Consider the following 11787-nt stretch of genomic DNA (forward strand, 5'->3'; position numbering starts at 1 on the left):
TGAAGGTCACAGCGGCGCGACGACAGTCCTGACGTAAGGCCCCACAACATTGTCGAGAAGCATCATCTGCTTGATCTGCGACAGACTGGCCCAGCGGTAGGTGCGATCGTCGATCGTCAGCGCGGTCGAATCCTCCACGAACAGAATCATGTTCTCGTTCGACTTCTGCCAGAAGCGGCTGCCTTCCTCATTGTGCTTCGATCTGTAGATCAGACGAATATTGTCGGACGGATCGAGGCATTCCGCGAATGGCGCGCGGCGGGCGTCCTTCAGGCCGCGAATGTTTTCCCATGTGCTCTGAATGGTCGGGCAGAACTGCAGATACCCTATGTTGCCTGGATCCGCCTTTGCCTGCAGCAGAAACTCTACGCCCCGATCTGGCGTTTCCCGGCACAACAACGCGAGAACGCCGCCATCGGTCTGCGTGAAGATCGGCTGATCCCATCCGGCTATTTCGCGAAGGCCGGGTGCGCTCTGCACCCTCACGCCCTCTATGCAGAAGAATTGTCCGCTCACATTGTAGATATTGCCGTTGTCGTCCTGTCGCCAATTCGCCACGTCGCGCAACGCGATCAAGTGAGCGGAAAACGGCAACTGCTTGCGCCGGCCCTCCAGCCATTCAATCAGTTTGGAAGGGTCATTGGCTTCCACCTGCAGTGACGTCCGCAGCCTGTCCCTCAGCCAATCGAGGTTCTGGTGCTCGGCCATGCTAGATTTCCGCTCTCACGACATCAATGATCGCGTCGACCTCGTCATCTGTGACGTGCGGATAGATGGGCAAGGAGAAGATCCTTTGCGCCTTCTTCTCTGCAACGGGAAACTGTCCAGAGCGATAGCCGAGATCGTGATAGCCTCGCATCAGATGGATGGGCCACCTGTATTGTACGCCGCATTTGAGACCCCGCGCCTGGATACGCGCCAAGGTTTCGTCTCGGTCACGCGGCGCCTCCACCACAAAGAGATGGTAGACATGACGGCCATAGTTGTTCTCGGCCGGCATCTCCAGGTCGCAACCCGCAAAGCCGCGCCTGTAACGGCCGGCGATGCTACGGCGGCGCTCGATCCAACCTTCCACTCTCGGCAACTTCAGGGAGAGGATAGCTGCCTGGACCTCATCCAGCCTAGAATTGAACCCGTGACGTTCCGCATAATAGGTCTGCTCCATGCCATAGAAGCGCAGCGAACGGGCGAGATCGATGACGGCCTGGTCACCGCTGAGGACCATTCCGCCGTCGCCGTACCCGCCGAGCAGCTTGGTCGGATAGAACGAGAACGACGAGGCATGACCGATGCTGCCCGACTGACGCCCCTTGTAGAGCGCGCCCTGCGACTGCGCGCAGTCCTCCATCACCTTGAGCCCGTGCCGCTCGGCTAGCGCCATCAGCGGATCCAGATCGACGCACTGTCCATACAGATGGACCGGAATGATCGCCCTCGTGCGAGGCGTGATTGCCGCCTCGACCTGCTCGACATCCATGAGGAAATCATTGTCCCGGATATCGACGAAGACTGGCCGTGCGCCGAGCGTCTGGATCGCCGATACAGTCGGAACCGCGGTGTTCGGCACCGTGATGACCTCGTCGCCAGCCTTCACGCCGAGCGCGGCGAGCGCAATGTAGATCGCGTCGGTGCCGCTGTTGACGCCGACGCCTCCGGTCACGCCGACCGATTCGGCCATCTGACGCTCGAAAGCCAGCCCTTCCGGCCCGAGAATCAACTGACCTGATCTGAAGACACGATCGACCGCCGCGAGAATCTCGTCCCGCAACTCGTCATATTCGCGTCCGTATTCCCAAAACGACGGCAGCATTGGTCACCACTGATTCACTGCTCTTGACGCTCTGAAGTAGGTTCAGAACGAACTAGCAAACCTCAACTTGAATGTCGACATCTGCAGCTTCGACGGATCAAGGCCAACGGCATCGATCGAGAGGTCCTGCAGCGCCCCCGACACATGAACGCAAGTCGCGTGCGCGGCTTCTCAGCGCGCAACTCCCTTGTAGACGAAAAAGGCCCGGCCGGTCACGATGTCGAGCACCTGCAAAAAGCGCGTTGCCAAATTTCGCGCCTTGCCCTCCAGGTATTTCCTGAGACCGACATTCGATGACCGCCCATGCGGCTTCATTTTGGGAACCTCCAGAAGCGCGCTGGTGCGTCTTTCGATCTCGAGTAGTTCATTGATATACGGCTTGTAGATGTGTTCGCGCGCGTTCGTGGAGAAAGGAGCCCGATAGCGCCGGTGACTGTTGAAAATGAACCAGGCCAGTCCTTTCTTCAGCCCCTGAAAATGGAAAAATATCAGTGGGTGCGTCTTGTCGATGAGGACCGTGTCGTTGCTGAAATCGATTCGATAATTACCGATGTTCCAGGGAGCTAGGTTCGCTCCGATGTTATCGACAACCCTGACCCGCTCCGATAGACCGGGAAAGGAATCGAGATAACCCTGGTCGGCAAAGCGCCCGTTGTCCACGTAATCATAGCACCATTCGATGCACTTCGTTCGCCACCACTCTATAATCGCCCGACCGTCCGGTTCGTTGCGGGCGCCAACCCAGCCGACATTGTAAGTGCCGAACTTCTTCAGCCGTGCGATCTCCCGGGTATATCGGTGGGGAATGATCGCGACCGACGAGCCTTCGAGCTCCTGATAGATTGGCTCGGGCGACGCGTAAAAATAGAGATCGCCGTCGAGATACGTCACCCATTCCGCGTCCTGCTCTCGTTCCAGCACGAAGAGCATCCAGGCCGGCGAACAGGTGAAGAAGTATTCGATCGTGCTGCGCGTCGATCGCGTCGCCGCCACCTCGGAATCAGCTGCCTCGAAATCGGCGAGCCGGCACGGCACGAGATGCGGAAGGTCGAGCGCTATGAGCGCGCGGTAGCAGATTTCGTTGAGACAAAGCACCCACAACCGCGCACCCGGCGCATGTCGTTGCAGCGACTGATACAGGGCAATGCCCCGCGGCAGGTAGTTGTGGTCAAAGTAAGTGCAGTAGACGGGCTTCGCCATGATGCCTTGTCGGTCAGCCGGAAGGGGCGCGGCGCGCGGAAGTGTCGTGCCGGAAACGTCCCTGCTCCATTCCTAGCCCAGAGGTGGAGGCCTAGCAATGCAGCTAGGACCCCAACCTAAGGCACTGGGAAAATTAACGATTTTCTCTCTAGGGATCGGTCTTGGCGTCGGCGCGGCCGGCTCTGACCTTTGAGTTGGCTGCGGCGCGTGCTAACGGACCACCCTAAGTAGCCGTGAATACTGACATAGAGTGCGAGCACATGAAACGCAAAGGAATCATTCTGGCTGGCGGTCGGGGAACCCGACTCTATCCGTTAACGCTTGCGACCTCGAAGCAATTGCTGGCGATCTACGACAAGCCGCTGGTCTACTATCCCCTGACCACCTTGATGCTTGCCGGAATCCGCGAGTTGCTGATCATCACGACTCCGGAGGAGATCGACCAATTCAAGCGGCTGCTCGGCGACGGGCGGCAGTGGGGTATCGACCTGTCCTTTGCGATCCAGGATCATCCCGGCGGCATCGCCGAAGCGTTCCTGATCGGCCGTGACTTCCTGGCCGGCAGTCCTTGTGCCCTGATCCTCGGCGACAACATCTTCTATGGTGACAATCTGCGCGCCCTAATGCGCGATTCCGCCGAGCAGACGCGCGGCGCAACGGTGTTCGCGTGCTGGGTTGACGATCCCGAGCGCTATGGCGTGATCGAGTTCGACGCATCGCACCGTCCGGTGCAGATCGTCGAGAAACCCAAGGCGCCGAAATCGAACTATGCCGTGACGGGCCTCTATTTCTACGACGAGCGCGTCGTCGACGTCGCACGCGAGATGAAGCCCTCGGCGCGCGGCGAACTCGAGATCACCGACGTCAACCAGTGGTACCTCGATCGTGGCGAGCTTCGCGCCGAGCGCTTCGGTCGCGGTTATGCCTGGCTCGATGCAGGAACCCACGAATCGCTGCTGGAAGCCTCCGAGTTCATCTACATTGTGGAGAAACGGCAGGGATTGAAGATCGCCTGTCCGGAGGAAGTCGCTTTCATCCAGGGCTTCATCGACGTCGAACAGCTCGTGAAGCTCGCCGAGCCGATGAAGAATACCGCCTACGGAAAATACCTCATCCGCCAGGCCGGGCTCCGCTAGCAGCGATGGCCGGCTAATCGGGAATCGACGCCATTAGCGTCTCACGAATGCGGCGGGTCCAGACCGCGCCGGCCACGAGCCCCATTGCCGCCAACCACACTAGGCTTTCGCCAGCAAGGCGCGGGAATCCCGTGAGCGCCAGCGACGACCTGATGACCGTTCCAAGGCCGTACCCCGAGAGGATGATCGCCATCGCGACCAGTCCCAGGCTGAACAGGTGGCGAAATGGGTTCTCCAGGGTTTGACGCATGACGATGATTCCGAGCACCCCAAGCTGGATCAGCAGATCGCTCAGCACGATGGCGATGGCCGCTCCAAGCACCCCCATGGTGGGAATCAGGGTGACGGACAGAACCAGGAATGCAACGAGCTGCAGCCCCTTGGTGCGAACCAGAAGATCGCGGCGGTTGCTGTAATTGGCGAACGAAAGCGCAAGCAGCGATGGCGCGGTTAGGACCGAGCCGAGCAACAAGGTCGCCGTCAGGCCGGCATCGTAGGGGACGCTGTCGTGCGTCCACAGCGCGAAGAAATCCGGCCAGAACGGCAGAAGGCCCGACACGATCAGGCTGGCAAGCACCGTGACGAGCAGCGAGCCCCGCACATAGAGCCGGCGCAGACCCTCTTTGTCGCCGATCGCATAATCATGACCGAGTTCGGCGGCGAGCGGCAGGCTGACCTGGACGCACAGTCCTCTTAGGAGGCCGACGACCACCCGCGTCAGTCCCCATTGCGCGACCGCAACACGATCTACCAGGAATGCGCTGACCAGGAGCACGGGTGCGTTCAGCAAGGCGAGCTCGGTCACGTTGGCAATTGCAAACGGAAACGCCAACCGAAATTGCCCGCCAGACCAGCGCCAGGACATCGGCGCGTGTTTGTGGTGCAGGAACGGAAACAGGCGCGGCGCATCGATCGCGACGAGGAAGGCCGCCATCGCAAACTGAATCGAGATAAAGGCGACGGCGACGGCGACCAGCGTACCAAGCGTTATGACCGCGACGAGCTGAGCCAATTGTGCGACAAGCATGGCCCCGTTCTGCAGCCACACCGCCCGGCCGTACTCGCCTCGCGCCCGGTACAACGCCGAGACCAGGTTGGAAGGCAGGATCAACAGTGCGCCGATCGTCATGACGAGGAAGGCGGTTTCGAACTCCTCAACGCCCTGGAACCCCAGCATCGTTGCGGGAGACGCAAATCGAACGAGCAGCAGCAACAGCAGGCTGAGCCCGCCGACGACAACGAAATAGATAAGCCGCATGCGAGCGTAGAAGTTTGCCGTGCGTCCATCGGGATCGACGCTCGACTTGAAAACCAGGAAGCGATTGATGGCGTGGAGTTGCAGGCCGGCGTCGGCGACTAGCATGAGGTTTCCCGCGGCGACGATGGCCAGCCACGCCGCGAGCACCTCGCTGCTCCAGAAATGCAGGAAGACCGGAACGAGGAGGACTTGCTGAGTCACGCCCAGAGCGAGCTGGACGACATTTGCCGACCAGCCTTGAACAAGGCGGCGAACCCGGCTATGACGCCCGAAGTCGGCCGACCCTGTGTTTCCGCTCGCATCGGCTTTGTGCTTCAAGGGCTACCTCTCTCCCCGGGAGCGAGCTAGCAGCATCGCAGATGGATGTCGATATGATTTCCGGTAAAACCTCGAGCGGTCGACGTGAATGAGTGAGGGATGGGATCCGAATTCATACCTTTCAATCGGCCGTATTTGACGGGAAATGAGCTTGCCTACATCGAGCAAGCACAGCGAAATTTCCACCTGTCCGGAGACGGTTCGTTCACGAAGCGCTGCCATGACTGGCTCGAGGGGCACACCGGCTCTGCGAAAGCGTTGCTGACGCACTCATGCACGTCCGCTCTCGACCTTGCCGCGTTGATGCTCGACCTCAAGAGCGGCGATGAAGTCATCCTGCCTTCATTCACCTTTGTTTCCACTGCGAATGCGTTCGTTCTGCGCGGGGCGGTGCCCGTGTTCGTCGATGTTCGCGAGGACACGCTTAATCTGGACGAACGCCAGATCGAGGCCGCCATCACGCCGCGGACGCGCGTGATCGTTCCCGTGCACTACGCAGGCGTCGCCTGCAACATGGACCCGATTGTGGCGATCGCCGAGCGTCACAGCCTCAGCATCGTGGAAGACGCGGCCCAGGGCATCATGGCGGACTACAAGGGACGCGCGCTCGGGGCCATTGGACGCATCGGAAGCTTCAGCTTTCACGAGACCAAGAACATCATGTCCGGCGAGGGCGGGTGCATCCTGGTGAACGATCCCGACCTCGTCACCATCGCCGAGATCATGCGCGAGAAAGGGACAGATCGCAGCCGGTTCTTCCGCGGCGAGGTCGACAAGTACAACTGGCAGGATGTCGGCTCCTCGTTTCTGCCGAACGAGATGACCGCGGCATTCCTTTGGGCCCAGCTCGAACAGGCAGAGCAAATCACCTCCGAAAGGCTCGCGATCTGGAATCGCTACCACGGCATGCTCGCCGGATTGGAGCAGCAAGGCGTGCTGCGCCGGCCGATCGTGCCGGCCGGCTGCAGCCAGAACGGACACATGTACTACGTCCTGCTCGCTCCGGAGATCGACCGCGGCGCCGTGCTGGCAAAGCTCAAGGAGCGCGGAATTCACGCGGTCTTTCACTATGTGCCGCTTCACTCTTCACCGGCCGGGCAGCGGTTTGGCCGCGCCGCCAGCGAGCTGAAGACCACGACATCCGTGTCGGAACGCCTGATCCGGCTGCCGTCGTGGATAGGCTTGAGCGAACAGCAGCAGCAGCGGGTTTCCGACACGCTACAGGACATTCTCCTCCGCTGATCCGGCGGAGTTGTCGTAGTCTCTACGGCTTCGCCGATCTAGCCTGCTCACACGCTTCGGTGGCCTCCTTTGAGCCTCTTACGGGCTTGTAAAGGCGCTGCTCGAATTTGACCGGGGAGAATGCCCGGACCGATTGAACTCCGCCGATGTCCTTGTAGTCGCGGGACACGTCGATCCCGTAGGGACGGAGCACATCGAGCGAGAATGAGTCGGGCGAGCCGGGCTCCGTCAGCAGCCAGGACGCTGCGAGTTTCGCACAGTCGACTTGCGCGAATGAAGTGTGCAGGAAATTGTTGCTGCCGGGATATCCCGCAGCCAGCCAAGCGGCCCCCGGGGCCGTCCCTCCAAGGACATAGACCGCGCCGGGACTGACGCCGCTCAGATCAATCACGGGGCTGCCACGGACAAATCCGTTCTCGGCCGCGATGGTCCTGAGATGTCGGACATAGGACGCCGTCTCCGAACTCAGCAGGAGCTTTTGATCGGGGCTGCCGAATTCGGTTGCCGTAACCTGCGTCCGCAGCCGTGCGATCTGGCGATACGGATGTTGCGCTGTTGCATAGAGGACCTCGGTCGTTGCAAGCAGAGCCGCCGCAAGAATTGGAGTAAGGCGTCGCCGGGCGAGAGTCCCCTCCCTCGCAACCGGTGCGCTCTTGAGAACGACTGCAGCCAACAGCCAGAAGAATCCGGCGCGCGCACCCTGTTGCCAATAATTGTTGCCGGTACCGAATGCGTACACATACGGCAGCACCACGAAGAAGACCGTGGTCGCAACGACATCCCGCGAAAGAAGCGCGCGCCTCCAGGGCGAAAAGACCAGTGCCGCAATGGCTGTCGCAAACAGGATCGCGCAGAACAGCAGCGGCTGAAACGGCTCGTACGAAATGCCCAGATTGATCCATCCGAGACTCACACAGACCGTGACCGCCGAAGCGACCGCGGCGATGACTGCGGACGCTATCCTCAGCGCCGGGCTCGCACTGGTGGTGAACACGATCATGACGAAAGCCAACACAAGTAGCCGCGAAAAATTCTCACGCTGCTCCTGGCTCAAGGTGAACAGATCCAGCCGAAACATGTGCTCGACGGGCTGCCCCGTCACCAGCGCAGTGCCGAGCTCAAGTCCGCGCGTGTAGCGCGCCACAAATGCGGTGGGAGAGCCATCAAGGGCCAGCATCGCAAAGACTAGGATCAACACCGCCGTCAAACCGGATGCGAGCAGCCCGCGTATCGAGAATCTCCCGATCACGATCGTGTAAGCCAGCACAAGGCATCCAAGCAGCGCCGCTGACGGCGGCTTTGCAAGAAACGCCAATGCGCCTCCCACTCCTATGACAACCCATCCGCCGAGGCTCCACCGCGGCGAAGCGCGGGCGCTCAGGAGCACCCCTATGGAGGTGATCATCAGGGATGTGAACGCAAGGGAGTTGTAATTGGGCGTCGGCAGCCAGAGGTCAAAAAACACCAATGCGCCGCTCGCGGCCACGAACGCGGGGGCGATCACCCCCCTCACCGGCGGGCTGGAGCCGGTCTCGGGCCGGCGTGCGCGCAGCGTGTGGAGCGTCGTCAGGGACAGCAGGAACGCACAGAAGAAGAGGATCAGGACGTTCGCCTGCCGAAGCAGCACGATGTCCTGGCCGACGAGCCGGTAGAGACGATGGTACACAAATCCAAACTGCGAGATCGATGCCCGGTACTCTTGCGGAGCGGCGATCCAGTTTAGGTAAAAGCCTTCGTCGGTGAAATCGATGCCGTGCCGGCAAAGCAAGAGCACCCAGACGAGAAGGCAGACGCTCGCCGCCACCGACGCGCAGGAGACCGCACTTTCGAATATTCCCGCCAAGCGCGCACTTCGAGCGTTTTCCTTCGCGGTCGATGATCTCAGAGCGTCAGGCAAAGGCAAAATCCGAAAGTGCAGTTCGCTGGCTTCGGATGCTGTACCGGATTTCATCGAGGCCTGCTAGATGGCCGCCCGGCCGGCGCGCCGCCACTTTCAAAGCGGGGTTTCAGAGCCCGTCGGACTCGCCGTTCTTCGGCGCCGCCGCAGCGGTGGCGGACGCTGCCGCCGCCCCGCCCGGCCCTTCCGGCCGCTGCAGCACGAGCACCTAGCTGCGCTCTCCCTGCTTGAACTAAACTCGCGAGTTTGAACCGAGGTCAAGGACCAGCCCGCGCGCGTTTCGCCCTGTCCCATGCGGATGACCTTCTGATCAGTCTCGTCGACCAGGATCGCGATCGCATCGCCCTCGCCTACCACGGCCCCGACCAGGACCAGCGGCGGCAGCTCGACGGGCTTCGGCAGCGGTGGCGCCTTGGTAACGCAGAGTACATCGCCCGCCGCGGTTTTCATTGACCGAGGTAGAGATTGCGCGATCAACTCAGGTGTTGAAGGAGATTCTAGCGTGACGGTCTTTGCGGAATGCGCGCCTTGATACGATCTCCTGTAAACTAAACGGCCATGTCAGCTCACGTCAAAGCCCACCAGTTCGTGATCTTGGGTGTTGGTCGAGTGGGGCGCGAGCGGCGCATAGGAACTGAATGCGCTGACCGATCATGCCGGCGGACTGCCGGCACAACGGCCATCTGGACTACGCGCTCCTGGCGTCCGGCGTCGACCGCCAAATGGTTCTACGCAATCTCAAGAACAACGGCTTTAACTCCGTGTTTCACTATGAGCCGCTGCATCCGTCCCCGGCCGGTCAGCGTTTCGGGCGCGCCCATGGCGATCTTCCGCTGACGACGTCGTTGTCTGAGCGGTTGATCAGACTGCCGATGTGGTCGGACTGACCGGAAGCCCGCATCAACGGGTTTGCGATCTTCTGGGCACGATCCTCAGGGCGTGACCCGTGATCCTCAGATCAGAGCCGTCCGATTCGCCATTCTTCGGCGTCGGGCGGCGGCGTTAAGGGCGCGTAAGAGCCATCGAGAGCGCCGGCCACCGGCTGAGGGGCTGGCATTGCGGGGCTACCCGCGGACGGCGCGGCCGCCCCTTCCTGGCGTTGCAGCACGAGAACCTCGTTGCGGCCGGCTTTCTTCAAGGTGACCGCCCGCGCCTGCACCGCGCTGAGCGGCCATCCTGCGTGTGTGTCACCCTGGCGCAGGCGAACGACCTTCTGAGTCGTCCGGTCGAGGAACACCGCGACAGCGTCGCCTTGGCCAACGACCGCCCCGATCAGCGCTAGCGCCGGGTGGTCCGGTACAGCCGGAGCCGGCGGTTTGACGGCCGGCTCTGCCGTCGGCGCAACAACCGCAGGCTGCGGCGGCCGCCGCGACGCCGAGAACAGCGGCCGGGTCACAGTCGCGGTCAGGGCCGACAACGGCACCGACCACAGCGGATTTCCGTTCGGCAATGCTCTGGTCGATGTGAAAATAGCCGAGCGGATAAGCCTTGAACCTTTTCTTCGAAGGCTTGTCGCCTGCGACCTCCGGCAATCGGCTGATGCCGTGGCGCTGGAGGCCGCGATGCAGGGATGACCGCGTCAGATGCGGGATGGTCGGCTGCAGTGCATAGAGGCAATCGTCGAGCGGCAGCAGCGTATGTCGCCGGAAAGCGACAATGATCGCCTCCTCCTCGATGGAAAGGATGGTCGACCTGGCTTCCTTGGGGTCGGTCGAACGGTCGGCGACGGTGTCGCGCTGCTTCCACTTCGTAACAGTCTTCTGGTTGATCCCGTAGCGCTTGGCGAGTGCCCTCAGGCTCTCTTGACTATTTTGTATAGCTCGACGGACTGCCTCCGCGTGGTGGCGCAGCCGTGTAAAACCTGTCCCATAGTGCATCCTTCGAATCGTGCGACAAGAATGCACCATCAAAGCTTGGGACTAAACACCTAGCCGGCTCCTGATTCGGCCGCGCCAGCGGCTTCAGGCCGCCGACATCGACGGAGTCGGAGCCATCCCCAGGCCGGTGCTGCTCTGGGCCGCAACCGTCGGCCCGGATGCGGGCTGGTATGGCCTTCTGTGGGCGGCCGGGCGGGCGCTTGCAATCGCCCTGCCCTTCCTGGCGCTGATGGCGGGCTATCGGGCCTGGCGCGGCCGCGACGGGCATGGGCTCGGCTATATCAAGCTCGCCGCGGTGTCCGGCGCCTGGCTCGGGGTGGTTACCGTGTTCGCCGCGGTCGAGGTCGCAACCCTGACCGCGCTTACCGCCTATGTCGTCAACGGCGCGCTGCTGTGCCGGCCGCTCGATCGACCGCATTCCTGCCCGTCGGCCTGGCGCCCGCGATCTGGCTCGGCTGGCTGGCCGAGGCACTGTTGAGTTAGGGCAACCGCCGCCACCGGCGCGGTCGCTCAATGCTCCGGAGTGGGGCCCATTCCAGCGCCCGCAGCCGCGCCTGCGCGATTTCGCCACGGGATATCTTGCTGGTGATGGCATCACGGATGCGCTGCCGCGCCTCGCGCACCTTGGGTGGCGCGGCCGCTGTCGACAGATTGAGCCATTCGACGATATCGCGCGGCACGCTTGCCCCCGGTGGTAGAGCAGTCCCAGCGAATATTGCGCGAGGCTGTCGCCCTGCTCGACCGCGCGGCGATACCACATCGCCGCTTCCGTATAGTTCTGCGGCACGCCACGGCCGGTCTCGAACAGCAAGCCGAGATAGGTCTGCGCGGAAAGGCTACCGCGCTCGGCCAGTGGAATGAAGATCCGCGAAGCGCGTTGGTAGTCCTGGCAGTGCACGGCGGCGACACCCTCGCGGAGGGAAGCTGCAAGCAGCGGATGAGCCATCGCGGTTGCAAACACGAGGGCGACAAACAGGACAAAGAGTGGCCGTGTCAAAGGATCCCCTTGCCCAGACGTTCCAGGTTGTTGCCAAATTCGCTGATGCTTA

General features: G+C 61.8%; 10 protein-coding genes and 2 pseudogenes. 4 read left to right on the top strand and 8 right to left on the bottom strand.

Annotated elements, in window-relative coordinates; translation table 11 throughout:
• Positions 1-6: 6 nt before the first annotated feature.
• From MTX23_RS23790 to MTX23_RS23800, 3 genes are all read right to left on the bottom strand, one after another.
• The gene (locus tag MTX23_RS23790; RefSeq protein WP_280972616.1) at positions 7-708 is read right to left on the bottom strand and encodes an NDP-hexose 2,3-dehydratase family protein; all 702 of its coding nucleotides are present in this window, start codon (positions 706-708) and stop codon (positions 7-9) included.
• Position 709: 1 nt separating this feature from the next.
• Complete coding sequence (locus MTX23_RS23795) at positions 710-1810, bottom strand: DegT/DnrJ/EryC1/StrS family aminotransferase (RefSeq protein WP_280972617.1); 1101 nt, start codon at positions 1808-1810, stop codon at positions 710-712.
• Between the two features lie 171 nt (positions 1811-1981).
• Entirely contained in the window at positions 1982-3010 is a 1029-nt protein-coding gene (locus MTX23_RS23800; protein ID WP_280972618.1) for a hypothetical protein, read from the bottom strand.
• Between the two features lie 260 nt (positions 3011-3270).
• Here MTX23_RS23800 and rfbA point away from each other — a divergent pair, with 260 nt between their 5' ends.
• On the top strand, positions 3271-4146 hold the full coding sequence (gene rfbA / locus MTX23_RS23805) for a glucose-1-phosphate thymidylyltransferase RfbA (RefSeq protein ID WP_280972619.1): 876 nt from the start codon (positions 3271-3273) through the stop codon (positions 4144-4146).
• 13 nt (positions 4147-4159) lie between these two features.
• Here rfbA and MTX23_RS23810 read toward each other — a convergent pair whose 3' ends face one another.
• Positions 4160-5605: a hypothetical protein gene (locus tag MTX23_RS23810; RefSeq protein ID WP_280972620.1), complete on the bottom strand. Its 1446-nt coding sequence runs from the start codon at positions 5603-5605 to the stop codon at positions 4160-4162.
• 216 nt (positions 5606-5821) lie between these two features.
• Between MTX23_RS23810 and rffA the strand changes: the two genes are divergently transcribed.
• Positions 5822-6964, top strand: a complete 1143-nt coding sequence (rffA, locus tag MTX23_RS23815) for a dTDP-4-amino-4,6-dideoxygalactose transaminase (protein WP_280972621.1) — start codon at positions 5822-5824, stop codon at positions 6962-6964.
• Between the two features lie 22 nt (positions 6965-6986).
• Here rffA and MTX23_RS23820 read toward each other — a convergent pair whose 3' ends face one another.
• A complete protein-coding gene (locus tag MTX23_RS23820) occupies positions 6987-8768 on the bottom strand; it encodes a hypothetical protein (protein WP_280972622.1) in 1782 nt (593 codons plus the stop codon).
• Between the two features lie 746 nt (positions 8769-9514).
• On the opposite strand from MTX23_RS23820, the gene MTX23_RS23825 reads away from it, so the two are divergent.
• The gene (locus MTX23_RS23825) at positions 9515-9748 is read left to right on the top strand and encodes a DegT/DnrJ/EryC1/StrS family aminotransferase (protein WP_280972623.1); all 234 of its coding nucleotides are present in this window, start codon (positions 9515-9517) and stop codon (positions 9746-9748) included.
• 570 nt (positions 9749-10318) lie between these two features.
• On the opposite strand, the pseudogene MTX23_RS23830 reads toward MTX23_RS23825, so the two are convergent.
• Positions 10319-10731, bottom strand: a pseudogene (locus MTX23_RS23830) (IS481 family transposase); the annotation flags it as partial.
• 134 nt (positions 10732-10865) lie between these two features.
• Here MTX23_RS23830 and MTX23_RS23835 point away from each other — a divergent pair.
• On the top strand, positions 10866-11216 hold the full coding sequence (locus tag MTX23_RS23835; RefSeq protein ID WP_280978356.1) for a hypothetical protein: 351 nt from the start codon (positions 10866-10868) through the stop codon (positions 11214-11216).
• A gap of 1 nt (position 11217) precedes the next feature.
• Here the strand turns inward: MTX23_RS23835 and MTX23_RS23840 are convergent, their stop codons facing one another.
• Entirely contained in the window at positions 11218-11418 is a 201-nt protein-coding gene (locus MTX23_RS23840) for a hypothetical protein (RefSeq protein WP_280978357.1), read from the bottom strand.
• Between the two features lie 96 nt (positions 11419-11514).
• A pseudogene (locus MTX23_RS23845) lies at positions 11515-11684 on the bottom strand (sel1 repeat family protein); the annotation flags it as partial.
• Positions 11685-11787 lie beyond the last annotated feature (103 nt).

It is taken from the genome of Bradyrhizobium sp. ISRA436, assembly GCF_029910015.1.
Taxonomy (GTDB): domain Bacteria; phylum Pseudomonadota; class Alphaproteobacteria; order Rhizobiales; family Xanthobacteraceae; genus Bradyrhizobium.